This window comes from Pseudoalteromonas sp. OANN1 (assembly GCF_024124685.1).
GTDB lineage: Bacteria > Pseudomonadota > Gammaproteobacteria > Enterobacterales > Alteromonadaceae > Pseudoalteromonas > Pseudoalteromonas piscicida.
This window is the reverse complement of the sequence record NZ_JAMXSE010000014.1, coordinates 41742-61566: the sequence shown is the minus strand read 5'-3', so window position 1 is coordinate 61566 and position 19825 is coordinate 41742. Positions and strand designations below refer to the sequence as shown.

At 43.5% G+C, this 19825-nt stretch carries 15 protein-coding genes and 2 pseudogenes; 10 read left to right on the top strand and 7 right to left on the bottom strand.

Annotated features, from left to right (window positions below):
* The first annotated feature begins 131 nt into the window (after nt 1–131).
* Nucleotides 132–5117, top strand: coding sequence for a DEAD/DEAH box helicase (locus NH462_RS12875; RefSeq protein ID WP_253105890.1), 4986 nt, complete (start codon nt 132–134; stop codon nt 5115–5117).
* Between the two features lie 306 nt (nt 5118–5423).
* On the opposite strand, the pseudogene NH462_RS12870 reads toward NH462_RS12875, so the two are convergent.
* Nucleotides 5424–6379: pseudogene (locus NH462_RS12870) on the bottom strand (transposase).
* A 411-nt stretch (nt 6380–6790) separates the two neighbouring features.
* Here NH462_RS12870 and NH462_RS12865 point away from each other — a divergent pair.
* Complete coding sequence (locus tag NH462_RS12865) at nt 6791–7687, top strand: hypothetical protein (RefSeq protein ID WP_253105889.1); 897 nt, start codon at nt 6791–6793, stop codon at nt 7685–7687.
* Nucleotides 7688–7947: 260 nt separating this feature from the next.
* On the opposite strand, the pseudogene NH462_RS12860 reads toward NH462_RS12865, so the two are convergent.
* A pseudogene (locus NH462_RS12860) lies at nt 7948–8127 on the bottom strand (ISAs1 family transposase); the annotation flags it as partial.
* 330 nt (nt 8128–8457) lie between these two features.
* Nucleotides 8458–9429, bottom strand: a complete 972-nt coding sequence (locus NH462_RS12855) for a transposase (RefSeq protein WP_253105888.1) — start codon at nt 9427–9429, stop codon at nt 8458–8460.
* 438 nt (nt 9430–9867) lie between these two features.
* On the opposite strand from NH462_RS12855, the gene NH462_RS12850 reads away from it, so the two are divergent.
* On the top strand, nt 9868–10254 hold the full coding sequence (locus NH462_RS12850; protein ID WP_069021141.1) for a hypothetical protein: 387 nt from the start codon (nt 9868–9870) through the stop codon (nt 10252–10254).
* Between the two features lie 253 nt (nt 10255–10507).
* Here NH462_RS12850 and NH462_RS12845 read toward each other — a convergent pair whose 3' ends face one another.
* Both NH462_RS12845 and NH462_RS12840 read right to left on the bottom strand, forming a co-directional pair.
* A complete protein-coding gene (locus NH462_RS12845) occupies nt 10508–10810 on the bottom strand; it encodes a putative quinol monooxygenase (protein ID WP_253105887.1) in 303 nt (100 codons plus the stop codon).
* Nucleotides 10791–11021 carry a DUF2798 domain-containing protein gene (locus NH462_RS12840; RefSeq protein WP_010606951.1) on the bottom strand — a complete coding sequence of 77 codons (231 nt, stop codon included), beginning with the start codon at nt 11019–11021 and terminating at the stop codon, nt 10791–10793. Before NH462_RS12840 ends, NH462_RS12845 begins: the two co-directional genes overlap by 20 nt.
* Before the next feature lie 89 nt (nt 11022–11110).
* Between NH462_RS12840 and NH462_RS12835 the strand changes: the two genes are divergently transcribed.
* The gene (locus NH462_RS12835) at nt 11111–11971 is read left to right on the top strand and encodes a LysR family transcriptional regulator (protein WP_253105886.1); all 861 of its coding nucleotides are present in this window, start codon (nt 11111–11113) and stop codon (nt 11969–11971) included.
* A gap of 20 nt (nt 11972–11991) precedes the next feature.
* Here the strand turns inward: NH462_RS12835 and NH462_RS12830 are convergent, their stop codons facing one another.
* The gene (locus NH462_RS12830; protein WP_010376576.1) at nt 11992–12693 is read right to left on the bottom strand and encodes an NUDIX domain-containing protein; all 702 of its coding nucleotides are present in this window, start codon (nt 12691–12693) and stop codon (nt 11992–11994) included.
* A 178-nt stretch (nt 12694–12871) separates the two neighbouring features.
* On the opposite strand from NH462_RS12830, the gene prs reads away from it, so the two are divergent.
* The 6 genes from prs (at nt 12872) to NH462_RS12800 (ending at nt 19214) form a co-directional block, all read left to right on the top strand.
* Nucleotides 12872–13726: a ribose-phosphate diphosphokinase gene (gene prs, locus NH462_RS12825; RefSeq protein ID WP_253105885.1), complete on the top strand. Its 855-nt coding sequence runs from the start codon at nt 12872–12874 to the stop codon at nt 13724–13726.
* A gap of 11 nt (nt 13727–13737) precedes the next feature.
* Nucleotides 13738–15333, top strand: a complete 1596-nt coding sequence (locus tag NH462_RS12820; protein ID WP_253105884.1) for a nicotinate phosphoribosyltransferase — start codon at nt 13738–13740, stop codon at nt 15331–15333.
* 114 nt (nt 15334–15447) lie between these two features.
* Nucleotides 15448–16143, top strand: coding sequence for a response regulator transcription factor (locus tag NH462_RS12815; protein ID WP_253105883.1), 696 nt, complete (start codon nt 15448–15450; stop codon nt 16141–16143).
* Nucleotides 16140–17519, top strand: a complete 1380-nt coding sequence (locus tag NH462_RS12810; protein WP_010376568.1) for a HAMP domain-containing sensor histidine kinase — start codon at nt 16140–16142, stop codon at nt 17517–17519. Before NH462_RS12815 ends, NH462_RS12810 begins: the two co-directional genes overlap by 4 nt.
* 77 nt (nt 17520–17596) lie before the next feature.
* Nucleotides 17597–18472, top strand: a complete 876-nt coding sequence (locus tag NH462_RS12805; protein WP_253105882.1) for a retropepsin-like aspartic protease — start codon at nt 17597–17599, stop codon at nt 18470–18472.
* 202 nt (nt 18473–18674) lie between these two features.
* On the top strand, nt 18675–19214 hold the full coding sequence (locus NH462_RS12800) for a carboxymuconolactone decarboxylase family protein (protein ID WP_253105881.1): 540 nt from the start codon (nt 18675–18677) through the stop codon (nt 19212–19214).
* Nucleotides 19215–19313: 99 nt separating this feature from the next.
* Here NH462_RS12800 and NH462_RS12795 read toward each other — a convergent pair whose 3' ends face one another.
* Nucleotides 19314–19724, bottom strand: coding sequence for a YbaN family protein (locus NH462_RS12795; RefSeq protein WP_017218280.1), 411 nt, complete (start codon nt 19722–19724; stop codon nt 19314–19316).
* Nucleotides 19725–19825: the final 101 nt, after the last annotated feature.

The following is a 19825-nucleotide window of genomic DNA, read 5'->3' as shown; positions in this document are numbered from 1 at the left end:
TAGGTTGGTGTAATCTATGTGTTTTAATGTAAATGACTTTTGAAGTGAATTTTACTGTGATTTACTAGCTCTAAAGTAACGGCTATATCAAGCTGATATTTATCAAGGATCAATTCAGGAGTGAGGGATAGATGAAAATAGCTACTTTTTCTTCAGTGTGGGGAAGCTCAACGGGTGGAATCGATGTATTCAACAAAGAGCTGATAAAAGCTCTTGCCAGTAATATAAAGCAAGTAGAGGTCTTTGCTTGCTACCTTGCCAATACAGACAAATTAGAGGACGACAGTAAAACGTTCGGATTCAATGCGGTCACTCCCAGTCAAAAACGGGTCAACCTTCAAGAAGCCGATATTGGCCGCTGGGATGATACCAAATTTATGTCCGTAATGGGTACTCTGAAATTTTCATATAAGTCTGAACCTGACGTTTTTTTGTTACATGACACCTTTTGCGCTGAACTCCCAGCGCTAATCCGCAAGTACTTTAAAGAAGCTAAAATTGTCACTTTTTTCCATAGCGCTTATGGCAGAAGCGACAAAGCTAAGCCGAAATCAGATAGTGAAGTGGACAAGAAAGAGTCCGCACAACGTAAAATGCTGGAGGAGTCTGATCTTGCAATCAGTGTGGGATCATCTGCTTTAAACTATCTGGAATATCTCAACACAAAAAGTAATACGCCTATAACACATATTCTGCCTGGCCTGCCAAAATTCATATCCAGAGCAACGCCATCAAGCTATTTTAGTGCGATGTCATTTGGTCGGCTCGACCCTGTTAGCGATCGCATCAAAAAAATCTCCGTGTCTGCTAATGCTTGGTTAAAAGCGTTGGAATCAGGAAATATTGAAAACCTCAGGACCACTGATGTGCGATTTTATGCAATCGGTTCATCCAGTAAAGAAAGTGTGTTGGAACAAGAACTGAATGAATTAAGCACCAGTACAACTAAAAGCATACGTGTCATTGAGTTTGAAGAAGTCGATAACTTTGACACCTCGAATGTTAAAGAGAAAATGGAGTCTTGCTCCTTTGTGCTGCTTAACTCCTGGTACGAGAACTTTGGACTGACTTATCTGGAGACTTGTACCTTTGGTACACCAACCATTATCTCCGAAAACTCCGGTTTTTACTGCGACCTGATAGAAGTGATTGGGCAAGACGCAGTCAATGAGCTTGTTACTTCTGTCATCACTGAGGAAGTCAAAGACGAACTCCTGATAGAAAATTTAAAAGATAAATTAATCGCTAAGTCCGCTGCATACAATGAAACATTCAAAAAAGCCACTGAGCTGAGAAACCTGTTAGAGCAGAAATGGCCAAGCTGGGAGCAGGTAGTCAATGAGCTCTGTGACAAGTTAGAAACTGTCATTGCGCTCGAAAAGAATGCTGTAGCCCCGGAGCAAAGCATCATTGCAACAGCCTCCGTCGACACGCTCATTCCTGTTGAAAGCAATGAACCTATTAAAGCGCTTGCCAGTGATGACTCCATTGCAGCAACAGTTCCGACTGAACCGGCACCCTGGCCTGAAACACTGGAAGATCTGTCTCAATGGTGCTGGCGAAACAATGAATCCTACTACCATCAGTTGTTAGAAAAAGATGCATTTACACGCTCTTTTAAGTATCCATTAACCCAAATGCAAAAGTCATTTTGGGATAAACGCGGCGAGCTGCTTTCTCATCCATTTCGCGACCTGGTCTTATCTGGTGGTACATCTTCAGGAAAAACCACCCTGGCTGAACATTTATTTGGTATCAGTCGCCCAGCTGAATTTGATAAAGCAAGAATCTTGTACATAGCACCAACTAAGGCTTTGGCACAAGAGCGCGCAAAAGCATGGGCTGAACAGTTTCCGTCCCCTAAACATAAAACAGCAGATTATGAGCCTGTTATTGTCTCTACCGGAGATAATAATGCCTCTGATGGGGCGCTGATGCGAGGTGAGTTCATCATTGCTTCTACCGTTTATGAGAAAGCAAATGTCATGCTCAGTGCATCACAAGCGCTATTCAAAAAACTGAGTATGATAGTCATTGATGAGTTTCACATGGTTGAAGACTTACATCGTGGCAGTATTCTCGAATGCTTATTGGCCAAGGTGCAGCTTGAGAAAAAGCGACGTCATCTACACAGCTTAGAACAACAGAGTCTCAGACTCGTGGTCATTACGACTGAAAAAGCAGGAAACTCATTAGCGGACTTTTTAACCTTCTACGATCCCAGTGAAATGGAGGATATCTCGCCGCTCGTTCTGGAAGACAAAACCAGAGCCATACCGGTTACCCATAAATGTATCCTCCCTGGCAAGGTCGAGAGTGAAAGTGGAGAGACTAAAGCTCCTGCCACTTTTGAGATAAAAACCTTTGAAAAAGAACAGCCTTTGATCTTGTCAAGTGAAGAGGCCAGAGCACTGAATACGTCCTTTGATCGATTTCGCTCTTCACTCACTCAGATCCCAGATAACCATGGCTTTAATCCCAAAAGAATCCGTTTAGAATATTACAGGGAGTTTATTGAAGATTGGATGGACAATAACTTACATGGACACAGGTTATTGATATTCATGAGCTCTAAGGTGGATGTGTTGTCTGTCGCAGAAAACTTCAAAAACCTGTTGAAAGACCGCTTTACATTTGATTTTACAAATCAAACCGAAATTTTGACCAATGAGCAAGGCATTAGCGATACCTTGGAGATAATATCTGAGGTAGAAGAAACGAGTTTTACAAAGTCTTTGAAAGTCTGTGCTGAGCAAGGTGTTTTCATCCACAATGCAGACGTGCCCCAACGAGTCAGAGAGAGCTTTGAGAGTTATCTCGGTAAACCTGTGCCTGCTAATTGTCGCTCTGAGATTATTCTGGCAACACAGACCCTCAGTTTTGGGGTTAATCTGAAAGTCACAGACGTTGCGCTGCTCAACGTTATGTTCCCGGAAAGTGAGCGTGTTCAAACCGGTCAGCCAACCCCCATGCTATTATCTCGGTGTGACTTTGCGAATATGGCAGGCCGAGCTGGTCGTCTTGGCCAAACAAAACTCGACCGAAATCCAAACGTATTCTGGTTTTTAGACCCCGAAGCTGAACGCTCATTTCCAATCGTATTAGAATCCTTTTATGTCAGCCCACGGGAGATTCAAAGTCGCTTATTTTATCGCAGCGATGCGAGTGTCCAGGCTAAGATCAACGACCAGGAAGAACAGTTGATTATTCTGGACGAAGAAGACAAAGATGGCTCTCCCAGTGACAAAGTAATAGAACAATTTAGTTACCCATTTTCACGGAGCGTTCTGGATGCCGTGCGCTTTTTAGGTGGAACCGACAGCGAAATTGGGTATGAGGATAACACTTCATGTTCAGACAAAGATGTGTTCAACGAGTTTTTTAAGAACACCTTGTATTTCAGTGAGAACTGTAAATTCGATATTGAAAGTGCTGAAGAACGTGTAGTTAAGCGTGGCAAGAAAAAAAACAAGGAGCTTTATTCTGCAATAAAAAGGGCAATAGACAGTGCGCTCCAGAGCGACTACAAGCTGATAGAGCGCAATGCTTCAGGAAAATACAAAATCACCAACCTGGGCTGCTCCACCATAGATACAGGAACAGAAATAACGACTGTGAAAAAGCTCAGAAGCTTTTTGCTGGCGCTCAAGGATTTCTGGGGAAAACACTTTAGTATTCACCTGCCTTTCGAGCTTGCCATATTACCGGTTTTCTTTCAGCAAGAAGTATACCGTCAGTACTTAGGACGCTTGCCTGAGTTTCGATTGGCTATGGACTGGGATCCGACCGAGAACAGGAATGACCTAATAAAAAGAGCGGCCTCTCAGCTCACAAAAATGCAAGTCATAAAAGAAAGTGATCAGGCTTATGTCCAGTCAATATTACAAGAGTCAATGGACTGGACTTTGAAAAACCAGCCGATTATTAAAATGCAGGGTGGGTATGAAGAAGCGCCACTTGATGGCTGCCTGAGGTTATACGTCGCATTCCTCTCCTGGGTTTCGGGTGCACGCCTTAGGGATGTCATTGCAGAAATACAAAAACTCTACCCCAGCAGCGGGCAGAAGACGAATTCGTCGGTGATCAACTTTGAATCTTTTGCCGAAAACTTAACCTGGAAATTGATGTTTCTTGTGTCACTTATCCGGGCTTCGGAAGACAATATTTTATCTCACACTTCCACATTTAACGCAGTCCACTTCGTCATGAGATCTCGGTTTGGTTGTATTGAAGCTGCCATTCCTTTACTGTTTAAAAATAAATCAAGCCATCCGCCAATTAATAGGGTCAAAGTTCATGCTTTACTGGCGCAAGGGTATTCCAGCGCAGACGTTGCATCAGGTAAGCATAGAGATTACGATGAACTTACCAGCCGTGAAAAACGGCTCCTCCGGACTCATGTCAAAAACTTTGTCAGGGAGAGTTTTCAGGAACTGTTCAGGCAGTTCAATTATGTATCACAAGAAACAACTACTGAGGTACGTAAAGCGAACGAAAAAGTTGCCAAAGAGTATTGGTCCTATGCTGACAGGCATGTGAAAAATACCACGACCACCAAAGCCTCTGAAGCACGCTGGGTTGAAACCAGAGAAGAAGATGTGCATGCACTGACAAAAACGATCCAATCTGATGAAAAAGAAGGCCCTTTGTTGCTTCTTAAAGGCCCAGACTTTATCCAGCTACAACTCTTTTCAGCCGACTTTGATGGCGAGGGCTCTGAGAGTATTCAAATCAAAAAGCAGAAACAATACACCGTTTATTTTTCTGCCGACAGCTTTCATGCGCAGCATAACGACGTCGATCCTACGCAAGAAACGGCATTAATTGTTGATTTTCTGCCTAAGGCGGGAAGTGCTCAATACCCGCCAGGTATACGCCGCCTGTCTCCAGCTGCTTTCGGTATACTCATTAGCCTATGCGCAAGAAGTTTTATTACTGATATTGCCCAGTACCTTGAAGTGGTAGTCAACTACCCTTCTCCAGGAACGATTGGTACCAAGAAGCTATACGAGATATCTGATCGATACCTTAAGCAATCCTCCGGCTTTCCAGAGGCACTATTTGAAGCTTGGGCGAAGTTCACAGAAATTGATGAGTGCAGCTACATCGTAGAGTAACAGGTTTGTGGGTAGCTCCTCAGAGTACTTACTTCATCGTAATTCTCGAGGAGCCCCAGAGTGCTTGATAACAAAGATAAAGAAACAACAAGGACACCCACTGTTACTGTTATTTGCTTACCATGGTTATGGCAGTTTCGACTTAGGATTGCCCAAGATTGTTCATTATGTGTATCAAAAGCGCTTCTAAAATAAGGTAGCTGTTGGTGTTTGCTCATTTTTCGACACTAAAACTAGTGTATCACGCACGACAAGGGCGCTGTAATTTGCACAGCTTGAGGGGTTATCGCTAAAGGCGTTATTTGGTTAAGCTAGCAAGCGTTCACAATTTGCTAGATTTGTGCGCCGTCGTTTTTTAAGGGTTCCACAATAAGCTGTGAGTACTTGCTCTCGACCCACCGCGCCGCGGAAAACCCGAGAAAATTGTGTAGTGAGCTTCATCCAGTTATCAGGTTCGATGTTTAGTCGAGACAGAATAGGTTGAGACTCAAAGATGGCACCGCTTTTGTCGGTGCGAATACATTGACCGGTAAGCTCAACTAATTCTATATAAAACTTGAGTTCAAAAGGCAGCCCTTTTGGCATATGTTTTCGGGGGCTTCCCGCAAACCGTAATAGGCTTTTTGGTTGTTCCCTTGCCTTGCATGGTCGATACGCTTTTTGATACTGGTAAAGTCAGAGGTTTCAGGTGTTGGGGCTAATTTAGCTCGAATAGGGTTTAAGTCAACGTATGTCATACAAGCAGCTAATGCTGCTTCGTCCAGCAAGGGCTGAGATTTAAATCGTCCTTCCCAGAACCGGCCTGTACACTCATCCTCTTTATTTGCTCTACGGGCAATATCCTCGTTGAGTACCCGCATAAACCAACTAATATCAGCCAGTCTTTGTCTGTATTTGGAAGTATATTCACTGAGTATCAACTGCTCCGACTCGCTTAGAGGCTCTTCCTCGATAAACTTACCTTTAAACAGCTTGTGCCAGCGTATTACAACGGCTTTATCTGATAAGCGCTTGGCCTTTTTATCATCAACGTGCAGAACAAGGTGAGTGTGGTTACTCATCACCGCATAAGCACAGACGTCGATACAGAAAACAGCTGCCAATATCAGGAGCTTTTCTTCAACCCAATCACGGCGATGTTCATAGGATTTTCCGGTCAATTTATCTTCACCGCATAAAAACGCGCGCCTCACGCAACGGGAGATACAGTGGTAGTATTTGGTGTCGGTTAAGCTGATTTGATTTTTACGGGCAGTAGCCATCCTTTGTTTTCCTCAATCCTTTGAGTGCAGAATTAGAGCGTAGACGACTTTTAAAAAAGGCACAAATTAGTGGTGGGTGTCTTTGGTTTACTTGCTCAAAATCAAGATACTAAAGGCGCATTCAGCGCCTTTTTTATAACGGTTCAAATTAATCCGTCTTAAAAATCTCATAACTCATTTCCCCTTATGGGTTTCTGAAGTTTGCATTCTAAAAGCCAAAGCAGAAAACTTATTTATTAAATACAATTTCTTACTAGATATTTTTCTATTTATTTAAATCGTAAGTTTGTGGTACTACGCACTTAAAAAGACAGTATGAGTAACAATCAGGCACAATTCATCAAGACGTCAGGTTTTTTGTATTTGAACTGCTAATGTCAGTGGTTCTTAAATCACCATTAAGGACAAACCATGAAGTCGAATTTAGCTTTACTCACCCTATTATTTTTAAATCTCAGCGGTTGCTCTATGAATCATGCTGAAGATAAAACCAATGTAAAAGAAAGTATGTATTTTGGTGAGCAGCCACCGGGTTTAGTGCCGAAGATCTTTGAGCCTAAAATAGTTTCACCAAACGGGGAGTTTGAAAGCGGTACATTCACGCCAGATATGCAGTCTTTTTACTTCACCAAAGCGATAGGCGAAGACAAAAAGCGAGGCTTCTTTGTTATCCATAAAGAAAATAGTCAGTGGGGAAAGGCGTCAGAAACAGATCTACGTTGGCCGCAGTTTTCTTATGACGGAAACAAAATGTTTATAGGCAAAATGTATCGAGAACGCGAAGGAGATGGTTGGTCAGAGCCTAAAAGCCCTGGCGCGTTCATAAAACATATGGCGCATGGACGATCGGTTTCTGCGAGTGGCACTTATTATTTCACCGGATATAAAGAGCGGGGCATTGTTGGCGCTTTGTATTATTCGCGTCTTATTAACGGGCAGTATGAAGAGCCTATAAAGCTAAGAGACGATATGAATCAAGGAGAGTACATTGCAGGTTCTATGATAGCGCCCGATGAGTCTTATTTGATTTGGAGTGTGCAACGAGCTGAGGGTTTTGGACAATCTGATCTCTATATTAGTTTTAAAAAGCAAGATGGTACTTGGTCAAAGGTTATAAATATGGGGGCTGCAATAAACACGGAGAAACAAGAAAGCTCTCCTCAATTATCACCTGATGGAAAATATTTTTTCTTTAATCGAGGCGATTGGCATGTGAATGGAAGCGGTAAACGTGTTTATGAAGGAAAACAACATTGGGTAGATATCCAAGTGATTAAAAACTTGAGACTAAAAAGTGAGTCTACTTAATTATCTTGTGGTTTCAAACAAAGGCGCATTTGGCGTCTTTTGATTAATATCTATAGGGCACGTGACCGCTGAACGAGTATGCTATTTACGAGTTACATTTTAAGTAACCAAGTTACAAACTGCTTAGCTTCTAAGGTATTGCTAAGGCTTACTTTTCTGAAATTTGAATGATCTTTATAAACAACATTTTGTTTGTTTACAGAAATCGATGAAATTGGTGGGGGGGCTTCTATGTCAGGGGCGGAGCATACTTTGATTACTTATAAGCCAAAGAACACCTGTGCCCTAAATTTGTCGTTCCAGCCAGCTGTTTTCAATTTGCTGCGTTGACTCGGTAAGCCGCATTCACACTGCTTGAGCATATTCATTACAAAGCACCTGAATAGGGCCATATTTTCCACCGCACCATCGAGACAAATTCTTGATGAATCCTCTTTAAAGGGGGTTATAAAGACACCCATAATTATTTGTCATCAAAGCTGCACTATCCATACACAACCTAATACGATTTGCATTGGCTTAACCGAAAAACGAAAATGATTTCTGTCCAGCAAACAATACTGACAGCCACTACTATTTGCTTACCATGGTTATGGCAGTTTCGACTTAGCTTTGTACAAGGTTGTTCATTATTCGTATCAAAAGCGCTTCTAAAATAAGGTAGTTGTTGGTGTTTGCTCATTTTTCGACACTAAAACTAGTGTATCACGCACGACAAGGGCGCTGTAATTTGCACAGCTTGAGGGGGTATCGCTAAAGGCGTTATTTGGTTAAGCCAGCAAACGTGCACAATTTGCTAGATTTGTGCGCCGTCGTTTTTTAAGGGTTCCACAATAAGCTGTGGGTACTTGTTCTCGACCCACCGCGCCGTGGAAAACCCGAGAAAATTGTGTAGTGAGCTTCATCCAGTTATCAGGTTCGATGTTTAGTCGAGACAGAATAGGTTGAGACTCAAAGATGGCACCGCTTTTGTCGGTGCGAATACATTGACCGGTAAGCTCAACTAATTCTATATAAAACTTGAGTTCAAAAGGCAGCCCTTTTGGCATATGTTTTCGGGGGCTGCCAGCGAAGCGTAATAGGCTTTTTGGTTGTTTCCCTAATTTCGCATGGTCAATGCGCTTTTTGATGCTGGTGTAGTCTGAGGTTTCAGGCGTTGCGGCGATTTTGGCTCTAATTGGGTTTAGGTCTACGTAAGCGAGACAAGCAGCCAGTGCTGCCTCATCCAGTAATGCTTGGGATTTAAACCGTCCTTCCCAAAACCGACCTGTACAATTATCTTCGTTATTTGCTCGGCGGGCGATGTCTTCGTTAAGTACCCGCATAAACCAGCTAATATCTGCGAGCCTTTCTCTGTACTCATCAACCAACTCGTCGAATATCAATTGTTCCGACTCGCTGAGAGGCTCTCCTTCAATAAACTTTTGGCTTATCCAATTACCTTTAAACAACTTGTGCCACCGCATCACAATCGCTTCATCCGAAAGACGCTTAGCCTTTTTATCATCAACATATAAAACAATGTGAGTGTGATTACTCATCACAGCATGAGCACAGATATCAATACAAAACACAGACCCCAACATCAATAGCTTCTCTTCAACCCAATCCCGGCGATGTTCGTATGATTTTCCGGTGAATTTATCTTCACCACACAGAAAGGCACGCCTCACGCAACGGGAGATACAGTGGTAGTATTTGGTGTCGGTTAAGCTGATTTGGTTTTTACGGGCAGTAGCCATCCTTTGTTTTCCTCAATCCTTTGAGTGCAGAATTAGAGCGTAGACGACTTTTTAAAAAAGGCACAAATTAGTGGAGGGTGTCTTTGATTTACACAATTTACCAAGTGGAGGGTGTCTTTGATTTACACATTGATTTACACACACTAACCTTATTGACTATCTGTGGTAAGCACTAAGCTCTGCAACATATTTGTGGTAGCCATTTTCTTCTAGAGCTTCGATTATATCGGCAACGGGGGAATGCTGTGTCCCGGGCTATTAATGCGGTAATGGTGTCTGCGTGTGTTTGTTCAAATTGAATCTTAAACTAACTACGCAGTGTGTTAAAAAATATTTAAACTTGTTATGTTTTATTTAAATTTGTTATGTGTTAGGTTTGCAATGCCTTAAATTTCAAGGGCTTTTAAATTTAATAAATGTATAAAGGACTAATATACAATGAAAGTATTAAACAAAGTTTTGGGTGCAACCGTTTTAGCGTTAGGTGTATCTGCAGGGTCGGCTTCTGCTGCTGAAGTAAAAATCACAGAAGTAGATTATGGTAGCGTGGTCATCCAAACTGCTGAAGTTGTGTTAAACCACAGCCAAGCAGGCACTTTCTCTATGAATGTGAGCGAAAACCATTTAACGGTAAATGCTCAAGACTCTAATGGACGTAAGTTCCGCTGCGTAATGAATGGCACTGTAAGCTACAGCGATCCGACTATTCTTGAAAGAGTAACGAACATCGCAGCGACAATCTCTGAAGGCGACAGAGTACAATTTGAGGTGCAAAAAAATGTATTACCTCAAGTTTGTCATGTTAAAAAAATGCTAAGCTTCTAAGCTTTGCTATTTCGCAATGGAAAGTGTGTACACCTTCCATTGCTTTAGGTACTTTTTCTCACATCCATATACAGAGTGTCTATTTACCGTTAATTTTGACTACCCAGTGATAAAAGCTTGGGCAAAGTCATGACGGCTATATCTTATCAAACCACTGAATTATGCAATGACCCACTAAAAGTTGATTCAAGTAGGTAGGCAATAAATAAGTATCCTCTCGATCCTTTCAATTTTTTGATGATTCTCACTTTAATTACCATATAGGCGATAAAGGGATTATATCTACCGCTTTTGCCAACCATCCTTGATACAGTGTAAATACCTGTTTGGTGTAAGCTTGCTGATGATGAAAATCGAATGCGGCTTGATCGATGAAACGTTCGACTAAGGTGAGTTGGGTGCTAGCTTCGTTTTCATAAAGTTCAAAGCGTAAACATCCTGCTTCTGCTCGAGTGGCTGGCAAGATCTCTTGGATGGCGTTAATACAATCTTGATAGTGCTCGGTTTTAGGCGTGATATGGGCGATAAAGTTGACGTTATTGTGGCTGTTGGCCATGATATTTCTCCATAATGCGTTTAGTAACGGCGGTAACTGGGGCTGATAAAACATAGGCGGCGATGAACGAGGCCGGCCAAGCATTAGCAAAGGCATGCGCCCATCGCGTGGTGAAGTCTGCCACTAATCCCAAATTGATGTACGTGACCCATCCAGACACCATAAACGACAGGCACAATGACAGCAGTAATGTAAAAATGAGTTTTTGCATGTTTCCTCCTTTGGCTGTTGGTATGATTGTAGGGAGTTGCCAGCCGATCAGAATGGCAAAAATGGAAAGCTAAGATTGCGGAGATAACCATGCTAGATGACTTACGACTCTTTGTTGAGGTAAGCCGCCGAGGAAGTTTTGCGAAAGCGGCAGAAGACCTTGGCATAGGCGCGCCGACCTTATCTAAGCGGATGTTAGCGCTGGAAGAAAAACTCGGTTATCCGCTCTTACTGCGTAGCGCCAGAGGACTTACATTAACGAATCATGGTCAGGCGGTGGTGGATAAAATGGCGGAGTCTTTGCTCGCCTTACAAGCGCAAAGTGAGGCGTTATCAACACTAGAAGCGTCTACTTTTCACCTGTTATGCCCGCAAAACTTAATGATTGGTCCTTTGTATAATGCGCTGCAATCGTTTCAGGCCCAGCATCCTGAGCTCCAATTGCATGTGGAGCCTGCTAATAGCGTGGCCTTACTCAGCCAAAAGCGGTTTGATTTAACCGTGCGAGTTGGGGAGCTGGATGATTCAAGCGTCTATCAAAAGCGGCTGGGGCAAATTGCGGTAAGAGCGGTGGTAGCCAAGAATATTGCGACTACAAAAACCTTGTTTTTGCCCTTTAAAGCATCGCAACTACCCGCAACCGATGAGTGGCGAGCACTGCTGGCGCAGTTTAGCCACGTCTCTTATGTGGGTGATATTACCTTAGTGCGTAAATTGGTAAGCTCGGCTAACGGTGCGGGCGTATTGCCGATGACAGAAATTGCAGCGTTGGCAGCGCAATCTCAAACCGCATTTAGCTATATCGGTGACTGCCAATTTACTCGCAGTATCTACGCACTTTGGCCAAATCAACGGACTCTACCGACTTACACCAGAGATTTTATTGAGTTACTGCAAATGCGGTGTCAGGAGCTTGATTATCTGCAAGGGGCAGTTTTATCTTTGAACTGAACACTGCCACAACCGCATTTTTATCCTAAGCTCAGATTTCGCTCAAAATGCACAATATCGACATCAGGCTTTAGTTTATAGAGCTGTGCTAACCGTCCGCCTGACTTGACCTTTTCATCCAGTGCTTCAAACATGTTTGAGGCTTCAATTCGTCTTACCAAGCTCTTGCGCTGAATGGGTTTGGCGATAATGGCTTCAATGGCGGTTTTGAGTTGTCCAATGGTAAATTGATCAGGCAAACAATAAACCGGGATCATGGAATATAACGCCTTTTGCTGCAGCCTTGCCTTGGCCTTTTCAATAATGTGTTTATGATCAAAAGCCACGGCGAGATCTGGGATCTCGCTAAGATCCACCCATCTCACATCATCTACCGAGTCAATTTGCGTTGCCACTTGCTGAGGTGAAATCAAGGCGTAATAAACCAAGGTAACACTAAAGCCTCGCGGATCACGATTGATCCCAGAAAAGGCCTGAAGTTGTTCAAGGTATTGTGGGGCGACACTGGTTTTCTCTTTGATCTTACGCAGCGCGCTCATATCCGTGTTGTCATCCAGTTCAACATCAACAAACCCTCCAGGTAATCCCCAGCGGCCTTTAAAGGGAGCGTTAGCGCGTTTCACCAGCAGCACTTTTAAGCTGTCCTGCAAAATTGTAAATAACACGCTGTCTACCGTGAACAGTGGGTTTTGGTATTGGGTTAAATCGTAATCAGGGCTCATGATATTTTTAGTTTGTGTCTTTTAGACACAATAAACAATTGTAGCCAGTATGGCAAATATACTGAATATCCCTATGTTAAAAATAAACATTAAATGTCTTTTAGACATAAAGTTGTTGATTGATCAAAAAATGTTTGATACCTTATTTGTGTCTTAGGGACATTATTAAGGAAAGGTTATGAAAGTCACGAGTTATGAATTCTCTGGAAACAAAAAAGATGTTAAATATGAAGCGTTTACCTTCTCTGGTGGGGAAGAGCATATTCGTTTCAAGGCATTTGATTTCCGTGATTGCAAAAAAGTTCAAATCACAGCCAGAGTGACCAATTCTTCTCATGTCATGCGTTTACTGATGGCGGTGGATGCATTGAAGCGACTTTGTTTGGCGCGGACGCCAATAGAACTAGTGTTACCCTATTTCCCCTACGCGCGCCAAGACAGAGTATGCGTAACGGGTGAGGCGCTAGGTGCAAAAGTGATGGCGTCACTTATCAATCAACTGGCGCTAGACAAAGTCACCGTGTGGGATGCACATAGCGACGTTGTACCTGCACTCCTTGATCGAGTGGAGAATGTTGAGCAAACGACATTGATATCTCAGTGTCCGGCTTTACAGCAACAGTTGCAGTGCGGTGCACTCAGTTTAGTTTCACCAGACGCTGGAGCGAGTAAAAAAACACTGAAAATTGCGCAGCATTTTGGTGGTGAGGTTGAGGTTATCCAAGCACAAAAAGTACGTAATCTTAAAACGGGTGAAATTGTACAAACGCAGGTACTCGGTGAGGTAAAGGGTAAAGATTTACTGATCGTTGATGATATTTGCGATGGTGGCAGAACCTTCACTGAACTTGCTAAGGTACTAAAAGCACAAGGCGCTAACTCAATTGCGCTATACGTAACACACGGTATTTTCTCTCAAGGATTAGGCGTTTTTAGTGGACTGATCGATACCGTTTACACGACTAATTCGTGCCGTGATAAAGGCGACTTGGTCGAACACCACGATGTGCAACTCAACATGATTGAATTATAAGGAATATAGCCATGACAATTACCGCAGCAAGTATGCAAAAAGACGTGTATAAAGAATTTCACAGCCGCGCTTATCACCCTGAAGTGACAGAGGTTTATGCAAACTTTACCTCACGCAGTGGCAAATTAAGCAATGTTGCAAATAACGATAAAGTGGCTTTTGTGGGGCTGCAGTATTTTATCAAAAGTTACTTACAAGAAGAGTGGCAAGACTTTTTCGCAGCAGACAAGCACACCGCAGTGGCAAATCATAGACGGATCATGACAGCAATGTTGGGCTATCCGGTGGATGTAGGTTATCTCGAGGCGCTACACGACTTAGGCTATTTACCGCTGAGGATTAAAGCGCTGCCAGAAGGGACTTTAGTGCCGTATCAGGTGCCGCCCATCACTGTGGTCAATACCAAGCCTGGATTTGAATGGCTAACCAATATGATTGAGACGGTCTTAAGCTGCGAAAACTGGCCAATCCAAACGAGCGCTACCACCTCAGTTGCATATTTAAAAGTGTTCCGAGAATTTGCTCAAAAAACCGGTTTACCCCAGGAGATCGTGCCGTTTCAGGGTCATGATTTTAGTTTTCGCGGCATGTTTGGTAAGCACGCTGCGGCTATGAGTGGTTTCGGTCACCTTGCGTCTGGTCTTGTAGGGACGGATACCATCCCAGCAGTACTATTTGCTGAAAAGTACTATGGCGCGGATGTCGACAAAGAGCTGGTTGGCTGCTCAGTAGATGCAACCGAGCACTCTGTAACCTGTTCTTGGATCCAAGAAGGTGAAATCGAGTTTTTCCAATATTTGATGCGTGAGCAGTCACCGACTGGGATCCTCAGTGTGGTCTCTGATACTTGGGATTTTTGGAAGCTAGTCACCGAGTATTTGCCAGAATTAAAAGCAGAGATCATGGCGCGTGATGGCACTGTGGTGATCCGTCCTGACTCCGGAGATCCGGTGAAAATCCTGACTGGGTTTTGTGTCTCACCAGTATCAGAATATAGCGAGTTGGTTGACTCTCAGCAGCAAGCGCAAGAAATGGCGATGACAGATGGCTTTGAAGCGTATCGTTGGCAGGGAAATTACTATTCAGTTGAACCACACTCAACGCAGCTGCAGGAGTGTGAAGTAAAAGGACTGATTGAATGTCTCTGGGATACCTTTGGTGGCACTGTGACTGATAAAGGCTTTAAATTGCTAGATGAGCATATTGGTGCAATATATGGCGATGCAATTACCCTTGAGCGTCAGCGTCAAATTCTACAGCGACTGATGGACAAAGGATTTGCGTCCAAAGTGGTGCTCGGCATTGGCTCATACAGCTACCAACATGTCACCCGCGATACCCATGGCTCTGCGGTAAAAGCAACTAGTGTGGTTAAAAATAACCAGCGTGTGGCAATTTTTAAAGAGCCAAAAACCGACAGCAAAAAGCGCTCAGCAAAGGGACTGCTGAAAGTAGAACGCGTAAACGGTGAGTTGATCTGCAAGGACAATGTCACCGAGGAAGAAGAAAAGCAAGGCTTGTTAGAAGTGGTGTTTGAAGATGGAAAATTACTAAAGGAAACCACTTTGAGTGAGATCAGAGCTTTGATCAGCGCGCAAATTAGTTAGATTCCATTGTTGTTCTCAATTATTTTTTGGTCGCGATAGGTTCCAGCCATCGCGACTTTTGTGCTTCACAATTGTACAGCTAATAATTACAATCAGTACAAAAAGCGCCTCCCTATGTCTGACCGATATACAGTTTTATATGTAGAAGATGACCCAAGCAGTGCCGAGATCTTACGTTTATATCTGGCAAAAGCGGATATGCAGGTTGTCCATTTCGATAACGCCCCAGATGCCCATAGGGCGCTGCAAAATCTAACATTTCAACTCGCTATTTTAGATGTCATGCTACCCGGCGGTGATGGCCGTGAGCTACTAAAAGAAGCCGTTGCGCGCAACATTCCTACCATTATGGTGACCGCCAAAGTGTCTGAAACCGATCGTCTTGAGGGGTTTGAGCTTGGTGCGGATGATTATGTATGTAAGCCTTACAGCCCACGAGAAGTTATCTCACGAGCAAAGGCACTATGTAAGCGTAGCTATCGCGGTCAGCAGAGTGCTGCTTTGTTGTTTGATGGCTTAAGTATCAACCTTGAGAGCAAATCCGTAACGGTAACACAGCAAACACCAGCGTTAACGGCTGTGGAGTTCGAGTTATTACTGACCATGGCCAAGCAACCGCAACAAGTATTTAGTCGGGCGCAATTAATTGAACAAGTATGGGGAAGTGATGCGCCTATTACGGATCGGGCAGTCGATACTCACTTGGCTAACTTGCGTAAAAAACTAGGTGACAGTAAGGCTGAGCCCAAGTTTATCGCCACTCGTTACGGGCAAGGCTATCAATTTATCGCGCGTAAGGTGTCTTCATGAAGCTAAAAACCAAATTTACCTTACTCGTGGCGCTTTGTACCTTTGCGCTACTCGGGAGCTTCTATCAGCTATCTAAAAACTCAGCCGAGCGCACTTTTTTAGCATTTAATAAGCAAAGTGCGGTGACGTTTGGTGATTCATTGCTTGATGATGACTTAGTGGAAGAAGCATTGACTGGCAAAACCTTTGCGAGCCCAGAAGCGACGTTAACGTTTTTAGCATCAACCTTTCCTGAGCAGTTATTTATTTGGCGAGATGCTAACTCAACAGCGGATGTAAAAATCCTCAGCCCCGAGCTCACCATAGACTACGAACATGTCAAATCCGGTCATCAATTTGCTATCCATCATCCCGGTGTTGCGGCGTTTGTGGTGCAATTTAATGAGGCGCAATATGCGTTATCACCACATGGTGAGTTGTTTTGGTTACCTGAGGTATTGCTAGATAGGTCGTTTGAAAAAGAAGCGCTGCAGCAAGCGATGCTGGACGATTTTATGCTTACTTTGGTCATCTTATCGATTATTGCAGCATTACTGGCTTGGTTGGGATCATGGTACTTTTTGTCACCACTTAAACAGCTTAAACGTAGCTTTAAGGCGATAGAGTCGGGCGAGTTAGACACCCGCTTAGCGCTAAAACGCCATGATGAAGTGGGTGAAATCATTAGTAGCTTCAATAATCTTGCTGCTTGGCTACAAGGTTTGCATCAGCAGTATAAACAAATGAATTCCGATTTATCTCATGAACTTAGAACACCACTTAACGGCATTCGTTCACGCTTGGAGGCGATGGAAGACGGTATAGTCCCGATGGATAAGGCTCAGTTAGCGGTGATAACCCAAGACCTTCACAACGTTAACCGTATTATCGACGACTTGTGTTTATTATCATTAACCGAGTCAAAGCAGCTGACTTTGTCACCTGCACAGGTGAATGTCTCTGAGTTGATGACTTCACTTTTGGTGCGTTATCAAGCACAAGCAGAGGAGCAAGGTGTGGCGTTGACAGCGGACATTCAAGCGGGCGTAACGGTGACACTCGATGCTGGAAGAGTCAGACAGATAGTGGTGAATCTACTCGATAATGCGTTTAAATACGGCGCTGATGGCGGCATTGTGATGCTACATCTACATTATCAGGACAATGAACTGGTTATCACGGTCACTGACCGCGGGCAGGGTATGTCTCCTACTCAATTAACACAAGTATTTGAACGTTTTTACCGAGTGCAGGCATCACGCCATGATACATCCAGTTTGGGGCTCGGCTTACCAATTTGCCGTCAACTTGCCGAGTTAATGGGCGCGACATTGACCGCGACCAGTGCTGAAAATCAAGGCGCTAGCTTTTCACTTCGGTTTTCTCGACTAACTTGATAATTGCTTGACAATTGCTTGACAATTGCTCGGCATAGTTAGCTCAACAACGACATCAACAGTTTGAGAGCAAGATTATGAGAGCAATTATTTTATCAGCATTGGCATTTACCACCGTTGGCTGTGGGAACACCGCGTCTACCGTGCCACAATCGCTAACCTTACCAATGAAATATACCGAGAAAGGTCATGCCTATGTGATGGCAACGCTTAACCATACGGTTACCCATCCTATGATTCTAGATAGTGCTGCGAATGTTGGTATTTTACCGGTTAATCTGAAAGCAGCACTAGCCTTGCCTGAAGACAAGCTAAGCAAAATGGACGTGCAAGGCGCAAGTGGCAGCTCAGAGCTAGTATTGGCAACGATAGACCACACCAGCGTCGGTCACTTTGCAATTGAGTCGCTTCCTTATGTATTTAAAGATATGACCCGCTTAGATGTGGAAGGCGTCTTGCCTGGAATTTTGGGGCATGGATACATGTCGCAATATTGTAATGTGTTTGATTTTAAAAATAATGAACTGAGTTTGTATCAAGGGGCTTGCCCAAATAGTGTGACACAAGGCTTAGAGAGTGAAAGTTTTAAAATAGATAATAATTTCATCAAGCTAACTGCAAGTTTTAATGGCGAAGAGGTAGACGCCGTGCTTGATACCGGCGCTCCAACCAACTACATCAATTCACACTTGGCCAATAAACTGGCATTAACGCTGGGTGAAGAAGACATCAGCCGAGGGTTAAACGACCAAGCGACTAAAAAGGTGGCCATAGAATCACTGCGCTTTAGCTTGGGAGGCAAGGAAATCATCAATACCGAAAGTCACTTATCGGATATGCCAGTGTTTGAGGTGCTTGGATATAAAGATGAGCCGTTTATCCTGCTGGGTTTAAGTAATTTCAACGACGATAAGCTAATTATCGATTACGCTGAGAACAAAATTTACTTTTGATCCCAACGCTGCTGGCTTGATCCGACCAGTCAGTAGCTAATTAAATTTCATATTAATTTAGACAGTTATTGTGTTTACTATAGCGAATAGTTATTTGAATGATCATTCAAGTAAGGTTAGTCTAGCAGCCAATGAGTAGTTACCCTGAGATTAGTTAGATCTCGGGTTATACCAATACAAAATGCACCAAGAGGAGCAACTGATGACTGACTTTACAATCCATACTGTAGAAACTGCACCACAAAAAGGTAAACCACTACTTGAGAAATCCCAGCAAGCGTTTGGACGTATTCCGAATCTTCATGGTGTGATGGCGGAATCACCAGAGCATCTGCATGGCTATCAAGTGTTACATGAGGCTTTTTTAAATAGCTCGTTTAATAACGATGAAAAAACCGTGGTGTGGCAAGCGATTAATGTAGAACATGAATGTCACTACTGTGTGCCGGCTCACTCTGCCATCGCAAAATCAATGAAAGTAAGTGATGAATTGGTCAAAGCGCTGCGTGAGCAAGCACCACTTGGCGATGAGAAACTAGAAGTGCTGCGTGCCACTACACTTGAAATGCTGCGCGAGCGTGGCAAGTTGAGCGATGCAAAAACGAAAGCGTTTTTTGCCGCAGGTTATACTAAACAAAATCTGCTGGAAATTATCTTAGCGTTAAGTCAAAAAGTGATGAGTAACTACGTGAATCATATCGCGCATACTCCGCTGGATGATGCTTTTAAAGCGTTTAGCTGATCAGTAGAGAGGCATTTAGCCTCTCTACTAGGTATTTACTCGCTTTCCAAACCGTTAAGCTGTGAGCCTATCTGAGTGCTCATTCCCACTAATATTTTGTTATAAATGTGGCTGTTTTACATCCACGGGGATGACCGAAGGACGTGTAAAAATATAGCTGAGTACGGCAGCCTCAGTTATCGCAACGGACCACACTACCCAAACAGGCGCGCTACTGAAACTCAAAGCCAGTAAACCAACACTCATACCAACCGCAGCGCCAATCTTGCCTTTTATGGGGATCACCTGATGTTGCCGCCATGCAACCAGACTCGGGCCAAATTTGGGGTGGGTGAGCAGCCAATTTTCTAGCTTGGGAGATGAACGGGTAAAGCAAGCAAGAGCGAGAATAAAAAAGATGGTGGTAGGCATAACAGGCAGTGCCATGCCGATAAAGCCAAGACCAACAAAGACGATGCCAGCAACATGAAGCCAAAAACAACGATTGAATAAGGGGATTTTTTTACGCATAGGCATCCTCATATTTCGGGAGTGCTGAACTGACAGCGCATCACGATGACCTGAGCCAACATTGTTAACCAGAAGCCAATTATTAAAAGCATATCACAGCG

What these genes read in the sequence shown, in the direction of transcription:
- NH462_RS12830 (WP_010376576.1), bottom strand. Translation starts at nt 12,693, where the DNA reads ATGAGCCCTGATTACGATTTAACCCAATACCAAAACCCACTGTTCACG.
- NH462_RS12810 (WP_010376568.1), top strand. Translation starts at nt 16,140, where the DNA reads ATGAAGCTAAAAACCAAATTTACCTTACTCGTGGCGCTTTGTACCTTT.
- NH462_RS12875 (WP_253105890.1), top strand. Translation starts at nt 132, where the DNA reads ATGAAAATAGCTACTTTTTCTTCAGTGTGGGGAAGCTCAACGGGTGGA.
- NH462_RS12855 (WP_253105888.1), bottom strand. Translation starts at nt 9,429, where the DNA reads ATGGCTACTGCCCGTAAAAACCAAATCAGCTTAACCGACACCAAATAC.
- NH462_RS12800 (WP_253105881.1), top strand. Translation starts at nt 18,675, where the DNA reads ATGACTGACTTTACAATCCATACTGTAGAAACTGCACCACAAAAAGGT.
- NH462_RS12820 (WP_253105884.1), top strand. Translation starts at nt 13,738, where the DNA reads ATGACAATTACCGCAGCAAGTATGCAAAAAGACGTGTATAAAGAATTT.
- NH462_RS12805 (WP_253105882.1), top strand. Translation starts at nt 17,597, where the DNA reads ATGAGAGCAATTATTTTATCAGCATTGGCATTTACCACCGTTGGCTGT.
- NH462_RS12835 (WP_253105886.1), top strand. Translation starts at nt 11,111, where the DNA reads ATGCTAGATGACTTACGACTCTTTGTTGAGGTAAGCCGCCGAGGAAGT.
- NH462_RS12845 (WP_253105887.1), bottom strand. Translation starts at nt 10,810, where the DNA reads ATGGCCAACAGCCACAATAACGTCAACTTTATCGCCCATATCACGCCT.
- NH462_RS12815 (WP_253105883.1), top strand. Translation starts at nt 15,448, where the DNA reads ATGTCTGACCGATATACAGTTTTATATGTAGAAGATGACCCAAGCAGT.
- NH462_RS12865 (WP_253105889.1), top strand. Translation starts at nt 6,791, where the DNA reads ATGAAGTCGAATTTAGCTTTACTCACCCTATTATTTTTAAATCTCAGC.
- NH462_RS12840 (WP_010606951.1), bottom strand. Translation starts at nt 11,021, where the DNA reads ATGCAAAAACTCATTTTTACATTACTGCTGTCATTGTGCCTGTCGTTT.
- NH462_RS12850 (WP_069021141.1), top strand. Translation starts at nt 9,868, where the DNA reads ATGAAAGTATTAAACAAAGTTTTGGGTGCAACCGTTTTAGCGTTAGGT.
- prs (WP_253105885.1), top strand. Translation starts at nt 12,872, where the DNA reads ATGAAAGTCACGAGTTATGAATTCTCTGGAAACAAAAAAGATGTTAAA.
- NH462_RS12795 (WP_017218280.1), bottom strand. Translation starts at nt 19,724, where the DNA reads ATGCGTAAAAAAATCCCCTTATTCAATCGTTGTTTTTGGCTTCATGTT.